We start from the raw sequence: 15,939 nt of genomic DNA, 5'->3' as shown, positions 1-15,939 counted from the left end.
ATAAATAGCCCCCATGGTTATGAGGGCAAAATAAAAACACCATCTAGGGTGCTGTTGATGTTGCGTATAATCGTCCGTAAGCGGTATATCAAGTAATTATAAGTTCACCGCTGTCCATGTTGTTTAAATACTTGTCTATGCCTTCTTTAAGGTCGGGACGCTTTGATATGACATATGAATAATCTTGTGCTTTATCAATGATCCTTTGTGCTAAATAGTTAGCCATTACATGCCACCCCCAAGTAACAGTTCGTCTAGTGCATCCTGCATTAGCTTCTGTTGGGCCCTCAAGTCCTCGTTCTCTTTTTTCAGCATGGCTTCAATGTGGGATAAAGGTACATCAACATACTCATAGAATAATTCTTTTGTTGTTGGATTGATATGCAACTCCGCATTTTTACCCGGCTTGTTTTCGGGATTTGGTAGTGTTTCGACCTCGACACTCATTATAATTGTATCGTCTGTATATGAAGCTAAAACCTTTGCTTTTGTATCGGATTTACGTTCGCTTGCTATTTGCATATTAACATCCCCTTTACCAAATTATTAACGCTCTGCCATCGGCACCTTTTTGACCGTTAGAACCGTTAGACCCGCCATTACCACCGCTACCCGCTTGACCTGACCCCATACATACACCACCTACCCCGTAACCGCCATTTGATCCACCAAATCCCCCGGTACCTCCGGGGCCTCCGTAAGTGTTTGTGACGATTGAGTCACCACCTATACCGCCAAGCCCTGACCCGCCTGATCCGCTTCTTCCTCCTGATCCCCCGAAGGCTAAAGTACTGCCCCCGAGACTCGAATTACCGCCCGCTTGACCATCGGGAGAGGCACTAGTACCGAATGCACCCCCCGCCCCAACTTGGAAGGACAGTACCTGTCCCGGGGTAACGTCTACAGATTTAATTAGGGCGCATCCTCCGCCTCCGCCTCCGCCACCATTTGCGCCGTAAGAAAAACCACCACCACCGCCCGCACCACTAAGCAGAAGAGTAATGCGGTTTATCCCGCTTGGAACAGTCCAGTTATACGTTCCGGGTACACCGTATTGTTGCTGACCGCGGGCGCCCCCCATCAAGGTACCAACTACCCCTAATACATTTACTCCGTTTGCTATGTTGGCACTGGCAAAGTTAGCATCCGTAATCGTCACGTTATCATCTACACCATCACGATAACCGTTAGACGCTCTCAATTTAAGTGTCGTACCTACTACCGAACTCGCAAGCGCCGCCGTATCTCCTGCACGATTTGGTACTGATTTAAGAGCATTAACAAAGGTTTCCCATGATGCATTGTCTTGAACAGATCCACCCAACCCCCTAATTGCAAGGGAAATCTCCGATTTCACAGCGGGAAGGAAAACCCCTTGTGTATCCTGCAATGCCTTGGCTACTTCTTCGATCCCCGCACCTGTCGGGAGTCGCTTATCGAATGTGTACGTCCAAGTTTCGGCACCCATAGAGATGGTTAATGTGTTCTTTTCTCTAAATTGGGGACTATCAACATACTTCCCGTAAGTAACAGCATCCCATTGCGCTTGAGACAAACCCACTACATTCGTCTGCCCACTCGTTGCAGTCTTTGACCCTACAGTGACACCATTTACTTTTTCTGTGATCGTGGACATAGCGCCGTCTGTTGTGATCGCATATGAGAGTAGATTGTTTTTAGTATCTTTCGTGCCAATTGAACCTTGCGGAACTGAGTTGTTCAAGACTATCCACTTCCCATAGAACCCTATGTAGGAAGGGTTCATGTAAATGAACAAAGGTTCCTCAAAGTTAAATGTCGGGTCATATATCGCCGATGGAAATGTATAGGTATTTTCCGCGCCATTAGCTACTACTACATGACTACTCCATGACGATCCGTTGGAAGTAGATACCTTATTAGCTGTTCCAAGCACATAATCAGGAAACAATATGAATATTTGATTTAATTTATTGGCTGTTATCACAGGTGTAACCATGTGCTTGGTAGTTTCGGTAGTTAACTTTTTCATAGCTGACCAAGTAACTCCACCATCATCTGAATAAGATACTCGGATATTGTAGTAACTGGTCACCACAGAATCCATCCCATACCATGTTACCCATATACGCCCGTTAGCTAGACCGTTCACCGATTTAGGTACAAATATGGCTGATGGTGCGTGTTGGGCATGTGTTGTCACGTTATAAACATATGATCTTGACCAATTTGTAAGGGTATCCGCTGGAAAGGCAAGCCCCGATGCTTTTAAAGCTGTAATAAAATAATTAGCGGGTGGGTTAATAGTCCACTCACATAAAATAATTGCTTCATTATCTTTAACCACAATACTCTGATTTTTAATATCTGTAGAGGCTGTATTGAATTTCGTAACCTGTTCAGCAACACCCCATGTTATTGCTCCCGTACTAGCATTAATAGTCCCTTTTGCATATCGGATATTGGAACTACTAGGGTATGTTGCGTTCTTACTAGACCATGCGGCGTGAAGTTCTGTTCCTGCTTCGTTGATAGCGAGTGATACGTTTCCTAATGCTGTTTGTGATTGGTCAACTGTAATTGTATCCAATTGACTACCACTTTCGGAAAATCTAATAAACATGGTGGATACATTTGATGCACAATAAGCTAAATAGATATGTGTACCGTTTGTAGATAGAGTAGCATCCCCCATTATAGTCGAACCAGCAGTAGCAAAATTAGCCCACGTAGAACCATTATTAATAGACTTGTAGAGTTTAGACGCATTATTTGCGGTATCTTTAACCACCGCTACTAATGTACCATTGTTCAACCTAACTAACTTCCTACCGCCATTACCACTTGTATCATAAGCACCTGTCGCAACTTTTGAATCTACTATATTAGGCATTTATACCACCATCCTTTCCTATGATCCTAAAATTCCGTTTATGGATGTAATTAATGGCGCGGTATCAACTCCTTCACCCTGTAAGATAAAAGCCGCTTTAGGCGCGCTGTATCGAAATGTGTACACTCCGTCTTTTTTGAGGTTAGATATCGCGCTTCCTTGTGCATTCCTTAAAGGGATCTCTCCTAGTGCGTTAGCTTGAATTGTAGCCGCGCCCGTTGAATCCGCATTTATAGTAGCTACGATACCCATGCCGTGCTTGTATGCGGTCAATGAAGGTAATGTTACTGAATAGGTGTTCCCTACATTTGTTGTATCGACCACCGCCGGATGATTCACATAATCCGCCTTATGCAACACAAGAGCATCGTTTACCGTTTTAATTGCCTTGGGTGTAGCTGCCTCTGTCTCTGACGTGCTATTCACAGCGCTATTCAGTTTTGTGATTCCTTTAACCGTTAGTGATGCATCGGGAATAACAATATCTTGAACCTCTTCACGTATTTCTCCTACTGCCTGATCGATCTTATCCCAGTTGTCGTTCATCATCGTTTTGATATTAAATGTATCGTTTCTTTCTGTTGTTGGGTCTTTCTTTAATAATCCTAAATTTGGTGTAACACTAGACAATAGGCTCACCTCCTGCGAAATTTGATAATGTTATTCCCTCTATCTCACCTAACGTCATGACGTTGTGAATTTCACCTATTAATAGGAAGCGAAATTTATATTCAAGCCTCATATGAGCAGGTTTGATATCCTCTAAGGCCTGTTTAAGATCATTAAGGTTCGGAGGTATACCTAAGGAATCAATGAACGTAATTACGATCGTATAATGAGATACATCAACCCCTACATCAACCGTTCCGCCATCATAGGCTTGAGCAACATTCTTGAGCATAGAACCTGACACCTTACCGCTACCACGCATCTTAGATATAATTACGGACCGTCTCTGAACTGCTGGCTTAGTGGGCTCAATAGGTATCTGGAGATCACTCTCATATCGATCTAGAAATATGGTTGCTGTCTCAGGATATGACTCATTCAATAGTGTCTCGATGTCTGAATATAGCCTATCAAACTCAATGCCTTCTGTTGCTGTCAGAGTGTCCATCTCTACGATCTCATCATAGTAATCAGGTAAGTGTTCCCTTAATCTCTCAACGGCTGTCATGACACGTTCACTACCCCTAGGACTGCAACAGAATCCAAAGGAATCTGAATATTTTGCGTTCCTCCATTTACAAGCAAATTCGAATAGTCGATAACTGGAGGTATCCCTAAGATGATGCTCTGAACCCTTGTGTACCTAACTAGCGGATCGTTAAACGCTAGGTCCTTTGAATATGCCTTCATCCCATTCTCAATTTGCTCTTTGATATCCTCAATACTTGCGCCAGTAGCAAGAACAACTGTAACTGATATGTTAATTGGCACCTCTGAAGCTCCTACAATTGTTGCAATCGCCCCAATAGGTGCCGCCCCTTCCCCCATGCCATCCTGAGTGGGGTCAATGTATGTTTGTACCGCATTGACTATAGCTGTTGCAGGAGTACGCATGTCACCGTCTAATAAAGCCACTTTAACGGTCCCGTTACCGTTCCAAAGAGGAAAAGCCCTAGCTCTGCCAACTCCCGGCACCTCCCTTGCCCACACCTCATACTGATATCTGTTTCCTGATGTGATAGGACGTGAAATTCTCTCTTGATAGTTATCGTAAAGCGCCTCGTCTGTTTCCTTGTCTTCCCCCGCCACAAGTAACTCTGTTATTTCTCCGCGGCCAAGATCATTAATGTAATCAATCGGTAAGACTGCCCCGAAATGACGATTACCTTCTGAACCTGCAATTTCACATTCTATTCGGTAGTTTCCTAATGAAAGTTTCTCAGTAGCTTTGTAATTCAATTCCCCTAAAGAAAATCGGCTCCCGATCGGTATATCTAACAAAGCATTACTACCGCTATAGAACACTCCTCTTAATTGAGCTTTACTTGCCTTCTTCCGCACAATGCCTGACCAAGCAATAGAGCGCTCAAGATACTCATCTGTGGCAGTATCAGGAAAGCGAAGATTAGCATTAATCTCTAATTCAATGTAGGCTTGTGCAAGCTCAGTAGCGGCAGGAGCTAAAGCGTCATAAATTATCGATCCCTCTCGTTTGTCTATGCCGCCTGGTACTCTGTCTAGCATGCGTTCTAGGATATTTTCATAGGTTTGATCCTCATACAATGTTGCCCACCTCCTTTGTTTCTTGATATCTTCCATACTCCGTTTCAACTGTAAATTGAATCAATGCATTATCAAGTTCATAAGCAAATTTAAAGCTTGTTACAGCTATAATCCGATCATCTTGTGTCAATGCTTCCTTAACCCATCGTTCGATCTCAGATTCAAACACAGAGCGCCCACGATTGGCAGATAGATCCACTTCACTACCAAAGTCATTACTATAAATAAGATGTTCGAAACGAGTTGTTGAAAGAATCTTGAACACGACTTGCTTGATCGCTTCCAATCCGTCAATCGTTTGACTGCTGATTCTTTTGTTCACTAGATCAAGCTTGTATGTTCTACTCGGTAAGGCAACCGGTTCTAATTCTTCATCCGACATTTCAATGTCACTTTGGGGTATCATCCACTCACCACCTTGTCCATCACTATGAATTGTTGACCGCCTTGTACACGTAGCAGAATCACCTTGTCACCACTCTCTAACCCTTTCCTAATCACTATCTTTTCCAGTAATGATTCCTTGGTATCGGGTAAACCAATGATTGCATGAACGTGTTTCAAATCGATTTCAAAGCGCCCTATCGATTCGGGAACAATTAAAAAAGCCTCTGTTAGAATTAGGCGCTGATCCACACTAATTTCTAAAGGGCTTATAGATAACACTGTTCCGAACATTACAGCTGTGGGACCACTGGCTTTAATGACATCTAATGCTGCTTGCTTGATAACATCGAGCATTATACCAACCTCAATTCCAATGACATCGTGTGATTAGTTCCGCTTTTTTTATGTGAGCATTCGTCCACCAGAAAGAATTTATTAATGCCTAAACGCTCGATGTAGATATTTACGTACATTCCAGCTCGTAACCGAAAGTCACCGATAGCTTCAATCTTTAATGATCTAGTCTCTCGATTCTTCATAGTCATCAGCCTAGTTAAGATGTCGTTGATCTGAGCGTCATTCAAGCCTTCATCCACACTCTGAGGTAGTTGCAGCAACCCCCAATTCTTTATGCGGCTGCTATCTTTAATCTTGTATATATCGCGCTTTCCCGTCTTCTTGTTATCGCGGTATAGGATAACTTGGTTATACGTATCATCATCTATAGACTTCGAATACGTATAATCCGTCATCAGGCTGCCTTCTCCAATTACAAACCCATATTTCATATTCGAAATGTTTTTAAGTGTAAGCTTTCCAAAATCGTCAAAAAACACGAAATTAGTCGTGGTAGCTATCAGGGATTTGTCCAGTGACTCACAAATCATATCAAATAAAGATTTGTTGTCGAATAGCAAGGCGGGTATCTTATAAGCTGTGTCATCTAGCTTCCCGACCTTCAATTCGAAGTCTTTCGCTATCTTCTGAACAATCTGTGTTGCACTCATGTTTGTAAATGCATATGTGTGACTTACATTTAAATAGCGCATTTGATCATAGGCTAAAATCTTAACATCTTCACCTTTTCCTGATTCGTTGCGGAAGATATATCCAAGAAAAACATTCAGATCATCATCCCTGTATCTTACGATATCCCCATTCTGATACTTGAATTTTTTGTCTTGATAAATCCCTTGATCAATGAGTGTAAACTCTAAGGACGATGCCTTCCCGATCCTGCTTGTACGGTAACCTATATCTTTCACGATATCCGATACGTCCCACACATTCCCGTCTTTGTTATCAATCAATAATTCCATGTGATCACCCCGGGAGTTTGATTATAGTCCCAACTTTTAACTTTTTAACTTGGGCATCCGTAATACCATTCAACTTCTGAATCTCTTTATACTTCGCACCATCACCAAGATTCTTTTTCGCAATAATAAACAGTGTGTCACCACTCTTAACTGTGACTGTCTTTGGCTTGGTTCGTTCATCGGCACGCTTCGGTTCTGTTTTGGTAGCTGTTTTCTTTGCACTAGTAGCTGTTGCCTTTTTAGCAAAAACAACCTTCTTAGCAGCGTAGAAAACAAACTCTTTCAAAGAGATGTCGTATTCCCAGTCTCCAACGGCACCGCCAACCTCTTTGTAATTAAAATCCTCAATAGATACTGGTATGTTTATTTTCAAGCTGTTACTGACATAAATAAAACGGATTGGACGCTTCTTATTCATCCAATCCTCAATCCGCTGGATAAAGCTCGCTGGACTATCAAACCCAGCTGACTGTATTGCATTTGACATATCAGCAGGGAACACACCACTAAAGCTGATCTCTTTCAAAGAAGGCGCCTTGATAACGTTTATTTCACCCAACCCAGCAACATCATGTGTCTCTCCATTCCCTGCGCCCTCAATTTCAATTTCTTCAGGTAAAACAGGGATTTGAAAGAACACTTCATGATTATTATAGCTAAGCTCAATGCTATACTCAGCCATTCGCAAACACCCCTTTAGCAGACGATGCAACAGAGTCTTGAAGGTGAGTAGTGATTTTAGATACGATAGAGTCTAGGTTGGTTTCATTGCTGATTGGACCTGTTTTAACTTGTACAGTAGGCGTAAGAGTAACAAAGTTTTGGATATTCTTCATCTCTGCAAGATCCCGCATGACCTTTAGATCCTCACTAGAGATATCCACTTTGCCTTTGATTTTGTCTACCGTACCTATATTCTTTTTCTTTTTGTCATCAGCACCGTTAGCCTTACGTGCAGCGTCTGCCGCCTTATTCCAAGCGGAAAAATCATCTTTTTTACCCGTGCCAGGTAACGATAAATCCAGACTGTTGGCAAATTTAGAGCCCGTCTTGTATCCTGAGTCAAATTGGTCTTTAAGGTTTTTTGTTTCCATACGACCAAAGTTAACAACATTTTTGGTACTTGTTGGCTTTTCCCACTGATCGATAGTGCTTTGCATTCTATCGGACATGGAATTTATGTTTTCAACGTCAAACATATCAGCTGTGCCCAATACATCCATACCTGTCATATCCAATATTTTTTTGCTTAGCCAATTGAACCCCTTTAATACACCGTTAATACCACTAAGGATCGTTTTCATAAATCCCCCAGCAAAGTCCTCCGCACTACGGAGCATGTTAATCATTTGCCCACCAAAGGTCACAGCTAAGTCATAGACAAGCTTTTGTATCGCGTAGATAGGGTCGATAAAGAGGTTGTTTAGGAACTCTGCAAAACTCGCAAATATATTCCATATTAACGCTACTTTGTTATATATAAAACCGTAAAACATCATGAACCAACCAACCATAAACCCGATGACCTCACCAAATGAAACTCCCATTTTTTGAAGAATGAGTATGAAACCAATTACTGCTAGACCGATTAAGAGGATGGGCCAGTTAATAGCCAACCAAGCCGTAGCCTGTGCCCATACCGCCGTTGTGGCGGCCCACAACGGCGGTATCATTGCCCATAGTTTAGGTATCACCAACAGAGCGATTGTTGTACCAATTCCAGCTAATATCGCGATAATCTCAGGCCAGTAAGTCTTTATAACATCACCTAACCACATTGCGCCATTTGCTAAGCCCACAACAAGTGATGTTGCCCCTGCTAATCCTGTGCTTAGTGCATTAAAAAATGGTTCGAATTTCTTTTCTCCGAACGCTTTGTTAATTGATGTTATCAGTGGCAAGAGTGCCTGAACTGCCGCGCCGCCTGCATCCGCAAATTTCGATCTAACCTTATTACCGAGAGTTTCTAATTGTTTGACCGGGCTCGCCATCATGGTATCAAAAGCAGCTTGTCCCATCTTTTGCTTTTCAAGGAGTTTATCGAAGGCTTTAATAAACCCGTCCATATCCCCAGCTTTACCGAGTTTGTCAATATCAAAAGCTCTAATATCCGTTTTAGACATATTAAATCGTTCTGCCAATGAAACAATATCGCCTGACATTGCTTCCTTCAATGCAAAGGTAGCTCCCTCTATGCCGTTACCGGCACTATCAAACGCATTCATGCGTTGTGCGAGATTGTTTAACTGTTTTAACTGATCGGTGTTTTGAGTTGTAGAGAAGAACGATAGTGTACCTTGCAATGATTTATTTACATCTTGTCCAGCGGCCAATGCGTCCCGTTTAAATTGATCGAACATTGCCGTACCTATTCGGGCATTGCCTGTTCGTGCAATAAACATATCTTTCATTTTCTGCTGTTCCATAGAACCACCCATCGTAGCTCCGATAAGTGACTTGGTTCCTTCTATTGTTAGGTAAGCAGCTGCCATTGCCTTAATGCTACTCAACAATCCTGAGCTCTGACTCTTTCCTTCTTTGAGAGATCGGTTAAATTTATTTTGGCTACTTGTAGCTTGATCGACGGATGATTTTATCGCCGCTTCCGCTGCCGCTATTTGCTTTTTAGCTGCAATTAAACTCTTATCAACATTAACGTTTTTGTCAGTTGCTTTTTGCATCTGTTGCATGGTAGTGATCACCATATTCATGCTCGATGTAATGCTCTTCAGCGGACCACTCATTGAATCAAATAGCTTAAGACTAGATGATACGGTTGCCATTGCACACCTCCTACCAAACAATAAAAAAACACCCATGTTTAGGGTGTTAAAACATTGACGTTACCAATACTTTGTGAAGTTTGTCATCTAGTTCAAACAAACTTCTTTTACCATCTTTAAATTGTATAGCCACTACGTGAGTCCCTTTATTCTTTGCGCTTAGCCCAGCAAGCAATCCGACAGGCCCAAGGATAAGTGATCCAACGAGCCCTCTACCAATAGCACTTGCGGCACTCTTGGTATGCTCCTCACTCATCTCTTCCCATGACTCCACGGTGTCTTTTGATATTGTTACATTACCTTTCCAACCGATAGCGATAATCAATTTTCCTTTCGACACAAGAAACTTACTTCTTTCATAATCTCCAGCGATAACCGCATTCTTCGCTCCCATAGCCAAACCCCCTGAGTAGGTCATATTTTCCAATAACCTTATCAAACTAAAGAGGTTTGGTCTATCATTTTTTACACCCCTTACCTTTTGGTTTCGGTTGATTCTTCTCACTTTTAATCTTTACAGATATCATGGCATAGATTGCAGCTTGTTCCTCTGCCCTCATACTCATTAAGTCGTGCGGTAAGATGTGTAATTCGTGGAGGGCATAGTAAGCTAGGTTAGCCTCACTATCGCCCCCCTCTATTAGTTTTTTACCTCTTCCACCAACTCATTCATATCCTGATCAAATCCGTTCATAGCTTGGACTTTCTCCATTAAAGCGCTGAATTCTCCTGGTAGTAACATTTTGCGAAGAAGCTTTTCCGCGCCCATTACGCCATATGTCTTTTGGATCTCAGCATTTTTCAAGTCGGGATAAACGACGCAAGCGACTACCAATTTTGAAAGATACTCATTCGTGTCTAGATCAGAAGTGTACATCCCGTTCTTGCCTTTCGTTTTCTTAGTTGCTGACTTTCTTAATTCTTGGTTGTCATCCTCAGTGATAGAACGTAACTTCCACTTCCCAACCTTACCGTCTTTATCCTTAAAGCGTGTAGATACTTCGACTTCTTCTGCTACCTCAACCGCTGCATTCTGTGCAAAAAACATACTTAAATCGCTCATTTATAATTCCTCCTATTATTTTATTAACCCAACGTCGGGGCTACAAATTGGTCTAAAATATCTACATCATCAAACGTAAAATCAGCATCTTCTTCAAGTATTTCGCTTTCTGTATCAACCTTAGCCATAATGACGCTATCTAAGTTAACACCTCTAAGTACCACAGTCTGCTTTCCGATTGTCGAACCTTCATCATCATTTATGATAGTGATATCAAAGTACGTATCTTTACCAGTCTTGATATATTCCAGCATCAATTGTCTGAAGCGAGATGTAACATAATAGATTGTCATGCTACCTGTGCCTGTCCAACCGGTAGCTTTATGTTGCGTTCCTCGTCTTCCTAGTGTCTTCCCTTCGGTTTTGTTCTTCTCAGCGGTAGCTTCTAGGGTTTTGACGTAGAACATCTCTTCCACTTGCCCACCGATTGTCGCATACGCCCGACCTTCTTGACCGGATATCGTGTCCCCTATATTTAGGAATGACATACTACTTCACCTTCAATCTAAAGTATATTTTCTCAATCGAATCCACTGGTTGAGCAAAGCTCTCAGCATATACCGCATCAGATTCAACACCTTGGATAAACGTAATATCGTTTTGTGCATCGAAATTTTGAATGGCGTTGATATTCTGTAATGTAGTGAAATAGTTAATTGCTTCACTTCTTAGTAAATTACGGCCATCAGCGTTATTATCTACTTTGCCGATATAGAATTTCTCAAATATCGTTTTAAGGTCATTGGCTATTCCATCCAATACCCGAATAACACGATTCTTCCTAAACTCTTTCCCCTTCTTAACTGTGAAGCTTTGGAGAGTGTTGATATCCTGTTCTACAATCGCCCTACCATTACTAGCCGTGAATAGGAATTCTCCAGCGTTCAAGGCTGCTATGATCTGACTGTTGGTGTAACGCGGTACAACATCTACGGCATCATCATAAGCACTATAGGTGAGTGCTTCATTAACGTTAGCAGCTGCCGTTGCCCCTGCCACCCATGCTACTGTTTGAGCATTAGTGAGAGTTGTTCCATCAGATAGGACCACGCCGTTTTTAACGCTTATTACACCCTCGTAATCAGCAATAGGATAGTTTGGCACAACTGCTTGTACTTTCTTGCCCTCGTCTTCTCTAAGGCGCTTAACAAAGGCTGTGTAGACTGATTTCAATTGCGCTTCGTCCGTAGTCAATCCAACGGTCTGAAATTCTTGTAACTCCAAGGCTGATAGGAATGCGGTATGATCAGCATTGGTCACCGTACCATTGGCACCACCCGCAAGTGGTAACCCCGCCGTGACAGCTAAAGAGCCTGTTCCGCTAAACACTACCCAATCATTAGTCATGAGTCCTGCAATACCTGAAACGATCTGTGTGTTAACTACAGCGCCCAATACAAGTGTAGTAACATCGAACTTTGCAGGATCATCTATATTGGTCTGGATAATGACTGAAATATCATTACCACGTACGCCGCCGTATTTAGCTGTCACAGTCAATGTTGTTAATGTTGCAGTAGCTTTAACACCTTCATTCAAACGGTATAAGAGCAGTGTCTTTGCTCGTTTAAGAGACTCTTTGACCAATAGTAGTGAAGCGCCTGTGATGTCGTATCCAAGCACATCGAACGTGTCAGCCCCTGCCTCTACAGTAATAAGCTGCTTAGATGGTCCCCATGGAAGTGTAAGAGCTAATGCTGTAATACCGCGCTCTCCTAAAGCACCTAATGGTTTTGGCACTGAGCTAGTTTCGATATATACTCCTGGTCTTACTTTGTTTTGAGTTACGAATGTTCCTCCGGCCACGTTATTTCACTTCCTTTCCTAAGAATGTTTTGGTGATACTTTCAACCTCTTCAATCGTGTATGTCTTACCATCCTCCAACAGCCCATTCAAGATGTCTCGTTGTCCTGTGAATCTCTTGGAATCAGTAATCTGTGATTTGGTATACCCTTGAGTAACTACCGGCTCATCTACCGGTTTATCTTCAGCTTTAGCCATTTTTAATAAATCCCTCCTCAGTGAGAGTTTGCATCTTCGGATAATTTTGTTTTGGACGCATGATATGGAAGTCATATGAAACAAAGAAATGAAGCACGCCATCAATGATTTCATGAGTCATCTTAGATCCATGGTGCGGACCTGATATCCATTCCAGCGTGTCATATAACTTCTCAGCTACATCATGCATCTCAACATTTGCGTCTTCCGTTGATAGTGGAAAGTAATGCACATCAAATGTGTGATAGCGTTTATAGCGCCTACCAAACTCTTTATCCTGCGCAACGGGAAAAAGCTTAACAAAAAAGCAAGGCTCTTTTAGGCCCTGCTTGATCTCTTCACCATATATATCTGCGTTCGGAAAGGTTTGGCTCAGCTTCAATATCACACCATCAAGTACGTTATTTATTGTTACCACGGCTTCACCCCTTACGGCCGTTCATTAACTGATTGAGCAGCTCCATTTGCTTCTTTTCTATATATCTCGGCAACTCACGTTCCATCTCTTGCATGGATATCGTCATCATGAAGCGACCTTCAACCCATCCAGTTAAGTCCTTGCCAGTACGATGTCCGTGTTCCACGTAAGAAGCATATTCAGTGTTATTGAATATTTCGACTACATAGGCGCCGCCTTGCTTCTCAACTTTGCCTACTTGCCAATTACGCCTCAACTCACCTGTATCACCTACAGGCGTACGCTTTTTAATCTTCCGATCTGCACGATAGGCCATTTCCAAAAGGAACTCTCTGATCCAACGATCAATAACTCGTTCATCCAGCGCTTTTTTAAATCTCTTTGCCATCTGATCCATCTGTCCGAAGTCAAAACTACCCCATTTAGCCATCAGGCTTTATCCTTACGTTGTAAATTGATCTCTTGATGTGTTGAGTAGGGATAGGGTTCTCCTGCTGTGTACAGTCGTACTAGAGTCCCGCGAGTCACATTTACAGTGTCGCCCTGTTTGATCTCAATATCAGGTGATACGAAAAGCTTGGTCTCGTATGAAATGTTATTAACTGACTCTGTCTGTCCGTTAGCTCCTAATGACTTCTGAGAGATTCGGCAAGGCTTGTCAGTATGAATCGCTTGAAGCTCTTGCTTCGTGCTTCCGTTTGGCTGTTTAACTGGACCATATCGGCTTATTGTGCATTTGTCCTCATACAGCTTTTCAATTGCCTTACGGTGCCTTCTCACATTCATTACCACACCACCTTACGATGGCGAACCAAATCAGCATGATGACCTATCATTGCGCTCTCAACAGCAGAACCAATGGTTCCTCCTGAACTTTTACTTGGAGTAACAGAAGTATCTCCTAACTTCACTGTTTCCCCGCCGCCTAAGAAGTCGTCCAACTCTTCAATGTGACCTTGTTGTGCAGAAAAAGCACCCATTGTTATGGATGCCCATGTGTACAGTAGCGGTTCAGGTATCTGACTGATAGAGGAACGGTTGATATAATTCATGATATGGAATCCTGCCTCATCAATGTAGGAAAGCATGAGAAAATCATACTTAACTGGTAGATTCCAACGCCGCTTAATGATAGCTTCGACCTTCTCCGTTAGTTCAGTCATTGTTGTAGCCCCCTATAAAAGAAAGAAGCAGGGGTTATTCGCCCGCTGCCACCTTTTGCGCTTCTATAATAATTGCAAGAATATCTTCAGTCTTTGTCGCCTTACCTAATTCAATTTCTTTGGACTTCGCGTATTCCTTCAGCTCGTCCAGTTTCATTTCCTCAAACGGTTTATCCTCAGAGATAACATTGACGTGTTGCTGAATACCAGCAATGTGTTGCACTTCGATCTCAAATGTTTGACCTGCTACATATGTCTCACCGTTATACCTCACTGGGATTTCAATAACTTCTACCTTTTTCATCTCTATTTACCCTCCTTATGCCATTGGTTGAGCTTGGAATACGTTGTTAGCTTCAGGGAAAGACGGGATTGCTGTTGTAGCAGCTTTCGCCCAAGTGGACACTGGATCTAGACCTTCTTCGTACACCATACCGATTACATTCCCTACATTGGTTACCTCTTCGTTACCTTGACGCAACAAGCGGCTTTCTTCAGGTGTTGGTCCGTACAAAGTCTCGCCTAAAGTGCTATCGCCAAACATGACAAATTTATTCTCAGGAAAGTAACGCTTTGTCGTATACGTACCATTTCCACTTTGAACACGGTATTTAGCATCGTATGTTGCAATGGTTGGTAATTGGTGTGAAGTAAGGAAACTGTTTAGATCACCTAACGTTGCGACACGTCCACTATCTTTACCAAATAGGTAGCCGATAATCTTCGAGTTGCGCAAAATTTGACTAGCGAGTTTATTGGAAGTGATAGCGCGTGTTGCTTTTTCATCCAAGGTTGATGCCCAACGCTCTAGATCGCCAATGATATCCTCAGTTCCTGTCCCCCAAATATTCGTACCTGCTAGGACCTCTTTATTACCCGTTGGCACTTGGTAATCCACCGTTAACATCCCACCACCATCAATTGCAAGCGATAATTTACCATCGGCTAAGGCTTGCATACGCATAACCTCAACCTCTGCTCGGACATCTCCTACTGCTCTGTCGATCAAATTAAACACTCTACCCACCAATGCTTGTTGTTCTTGTGGAGTGCGAGGGAATTGTAGTGCTATCAAATCTTTCTCTTTAATTTGATATTTCTTTTTAATGTAGGCTGCTTCCAACGCTTGATCATTAAATTCCAAGGAACCAATCTCAGCTTGTGTATCAAATGCGTGAATCTTTGCTGCTACTGGTAAATTACTAGCCCCTACTAGGTATTCAAATTCTAACGTATCGTGCTTAACTTCGGGAAATAGTGTTTCTCCTAGATATGGGGTAATTACTCGCTCTTTTAGGTAACTCAACACTGTTTTTTGATTAAATAGTTCAAAAATATCTGCCATTGTGGTTTTCCACCCTTCATTTTGTTTGTTTATTTAAATGTAATCTTTTTTAATGCTGTTTTAGCGAGTGCAGACGGTACAACAGGTAATCGTGCCTCAAGGATATAACCTTCTTCGATCAATGCACCTGGTTGCGGCCCATAAGTCACATCCACATCGTTGTACAAAATACCCTTAGCTGAAGCATCGTTAGTTGGTAACACTGTACCCGCCTTAACGATTTTCTTTCCGTCCACAACAGCCACTCCAGTGTCGCTCACAATAGTAGTGAATGACTCCACACTCGATGATGCTAAAAAGTTAACGTTGCTATAATTTTTAATTCCTCTTACGTATGCCATTTAGATTCACTCCT

General features: G+C 42.3%; 23 protein-coding genes. All 23 read right to left on the bottom strand.

Annotation, left to right across the window (positions count from 1 at the left end):
• Positions 1 to 88: 88 nt before the first annotated feature.
• Positions 89 to 226 (bottom strand): hypothetical protein, encoded by a 138-nt coding sequence (locus BW961_RS30490; protein WP_169810306.1) that lies wholly within the window; start codon positions 224 to 226, stop codon positions 89 to 91.
• On the bottom strand, positions 226 to 522 hold the full coding sequence (locus tag BW961_RS11330) for a hypothetical protein (RefSeq protein ID WP_068586949.1): 297 nt from the start codon (positions 520 to 522) through the stop codon (positions 226 to 228). Before BW961_RS11330 ends, BW961_RS30490 begins: the two co-directional genes overlap by 1 nt.
• Positions 523 to 535: 13 nt before the next feature.
• Positions 536 to 2,872, bottom strand: coding sequence for a glycine-rich domain-containing protein (locus BW961_RS11325; protein ID WP_068586947.1), 2,337 nt, complete (start codon positions 2,870 to 2,872; stop codon positions 536 to 538).
• 18 nt (positions 2,873 to 2,890) lie between these two features.
• A complete protein-coding gene (locus tag BW961_RS11320) occupies positions 2,891 to 3,502 on the bottom strand; it encodes a tail fiber protein (protein WP_068586946.1) in 612 nt (203 codons plus the stop codon).
• Complete coding sequence (locus BW961_RS11315) at positions 3,495 to 4,049, bottom strand: putative phage tail protein (RefSeq protein ID WP_068586944.1); 555 nt, start codon at positions 4,047 to 4,049, stop codon at positions 3,495 to 3,497. Before BW961_RS11315 ends, BW961_RS11320 begins: the two co-directional genes overlap by 8 nt.
• Positions 4,046 to 5,104 (bottom strand): baseplate J/gp47 family protein, encoded by a 1,059-nt coding sequence (locus BW961_RS11310; protein ID WP_068586943.1) that lies wholly within the window; start codon positions 5,102 to 5,104, stop codon positions 4,046 to 4,048. The genes BW961_RS11315 and BW961_RS11310 overlap by 4 nt, the downstream gene beginning before the upstream one ends.
• The gene (locus BW961_RS11305; RefSeq protein WP_068586941.1) at positions 5,097 to 5,510 is read right to left on the bottom strand and encodes a DUF2634 domain-containing protein; all 414 of its coding nucleotides are present in this window, start codon (positions 5,508 to 5,510) and stop codon (positions 5,097 to 5,099) included. The genes BW961_RS11310 and BW961_RS11305 overlap by 8 nt, the downstream gene beginning before the upstream one ends.
• Positions 5,507 to 5,845, bottom strand: a complete 339-nt coding sequence (locus tag BW961_RS11300; protein WP_068586939.1) for a DUF2577 domain-containing protein — start codon at positions 5,843 to 5,845, stop codon at positions 5,507 to 5,509. The genes BW961_RS11305 and BW961_RS11300 overlap by 4 nt, the downstream gene beginning before the upstream one ends.
• Positions 5,845 to 6,810 carry an XkdQ/YqbQ family protein gene (locus BW961_RS11295; protein ID WP_068586936.1) on the bottom strand — a complete coding sequence of 322 codons (966 nt, stop codon included), beginning with the start codon at positions 6,808 to 6,810 and terminating at the stop codon, positions 5,845 to 5,847. Before BW961_RS11295 ends, BW961_RS11300 begins: the two co-directional genes overlap by 1 nt.
• Positions 6,811 to 6,814: 4 nt before the next feature.
• Positions 6,815 to 7,492: a LysM peptidoglycan-binding domain-containing protein gene (locus BW961_RS11290; RefSeq protein ID WP_068586934.1), complete on the bottom strand. Its 678-nt coding sequence runs from the start codon at positions 7,490 to 7,492 to the stop codon at positions 6,815 to 6,817.
• On the bottom strand, positions 7,485 to 9,593 hold the full coding sequence (locus BW961_RS11285; RefSeq protein WP_068586932.1) for an APC family permease: 2,109 nt from the start codon (positions 9,591 to 9,593) through the stop codon (positions 7,485 to 7,487). The genes BW961_RS11290 and BW961_RS11285 overlap by 8 nt, the downstream gene beginning before the upstream one ends.
• A 46-nt stretch (positions 9,594 to 9,639) precedes the next feature.
• Entirely contained in the window at positions 9,640 to 9,987 is a 348-nt protein-coding gene (locus BW961_RS11280; RefSeq protein WP_068586930.1) for a hypothetical protein, read from the bottom strand.
• A 246-nt stretch (positions 9,988 to 10,233) separates the two neighbouring features.
• Positions 10,234 to 10,656, bottom strand: a complete 423-nt coding sequence (locus BW961_RS11270) for a phage tail assembly chaperone (protein ID WP_068586929.1) — start codon at positions 10,654 to 10,656, stop codon at positions 10,234 to 10,236.
• Between the two features lie 23 nt (positions 10,657 to 10,679).
• The gene (locus BW961_RS11265) at positions 10,680 to 11,144 is read right to left on the bottom strand and encodes a phage tail tube protein (RefSeq protein WP_068586926.1); all 465 of its coding nucleotides are present in this window, start codon (positions 11,142 to 11,144) and stop codon (positions 10,680 to 10,682) included.
• A 1-nt stretch (position 11,145) separates the two neighbouring features.
• A complete protein-coding gene (locus BW961_RS11260; protein WP_068586924.1) occupies positions 11,146 to 12,462 on the bottom strand; it encodes a phage tail sheath family protein in 1,317 nt (438 codons plus the stop codon).
• Position 12,463: 1 nt separating this feature from the next.
• Positions 12,464 to 12,658, bottom strand: a complete 195-nt coding sequence (locus BW961_RS11255; protein WP_068586922.1) for a hypothetical protein — start codon at positions 12,656 to 12,658, stop codon at positions 12,464 to 12,466.
• Positions 12,651 to 13,076: a phage tail terminator family protein gene (locus BW961_RS11250; protein WP_068586920.1), complete on the bottom strand. Its 426-nt coding sequence runs from the start codon at positions 13,074 to 13,076 to the stop codon at positions 12,651 to 12,653. The genes BW961_RS11255 and BW961_RS11250 overlap by 8 nt, the downstream gene beginning before the upstream one ends.
• A gap of 4 nt (positions 13,077 to 13,080) precedes the next feature.
• Complete coding sequence (locus BW961_RS11245; RefSeq protein WP_068586918.1) at positions 13,081 to 13,506, bottom strand: HK97 gp10 family phage protein; 426 nt, start codon at positions 13,504 to 13,506, stop codon at positions 13,081 to 13,083.
• Positions 13,506 to 13,862: an ABC transporter ATP-binding protein gene (locus BW961_RS11240; RefSeq protein ID WP_068586916.1), complete on the bottom strand. Its 357-nt coding sequence runs from the start codon at positions 13,860 to 13,862 to the stop codon at positions 13,506 to 13,508. The genes BW961_RS11245 and BW961_RS11240 overlap by 1 nt, the downstream gene beginning before the upstream one ends.
• Positions 13,862 to 14,239, bottom strand: a complete 378-nt coding sequence (locus BW961_RS11235; protein WP_068586914.1) for a hypothetical protein — start codon at positions 14,237 to 14,239, stop codon at positions 13,862 to 13,864. Before BW961_RS11235 ends, BW961_RS11240 begins: the two co-directional genes overlap by 1 nt.
• 34 nt (positions 14,240 to 14,273) lie before the next feature.
• Positions 14,274 to 14,543, bottom strand: coding sequence for a hypothetical protein (locus BW961_RS11230; RefSeq protein WP_068586912.1), 270 nt, complete (start codon positions 14,541 to 14,543; stop codon positions 14,274 to 14,276).
• Positions 14,544 to 14,558: 15 nt separating this feature from the next.
• Positions 14,559 to 15,584 carry a major capsid protein gene (locus BW961_RS11225; RefSeq protein WP_068586910.1) on the bottom strand — a complete coding sequence of 342 codons (1,026 nt, stop codon included), beginning with the start codon at positions 15,582 to 15,584 and terminating at the stop codon, positions 14,559 to 14,561.
• 29 nt (positions 15,585 to 15,613) lie between these two features.
• Complete coding sequence (locus BW961_RS11220) at positions 15,614 to 15,925, bottom strand: hypothetical protein (protein WP_068586908.1); 312 nt, start codon at positions 15,923 to 15,925, stop codon at positions 15,614 to 15,616.
• Positions 15,926 to 15,939 lie beyond the last annotated feature (14 nt).

Origin of the sequence: Paenibacillus macquariensis (assembly GCF_900156375.1) — a bacterium.
Lineage (GTDB): Bacteria > Bacillota > Bacilli > Paenibacillales > Paenibacillaceae > Paenibacillus_AQ > Paenibacillus_AQ macquariensis.
This window is presented reverse-complemented; position numbering and strand designations above follow the sequence as displayed.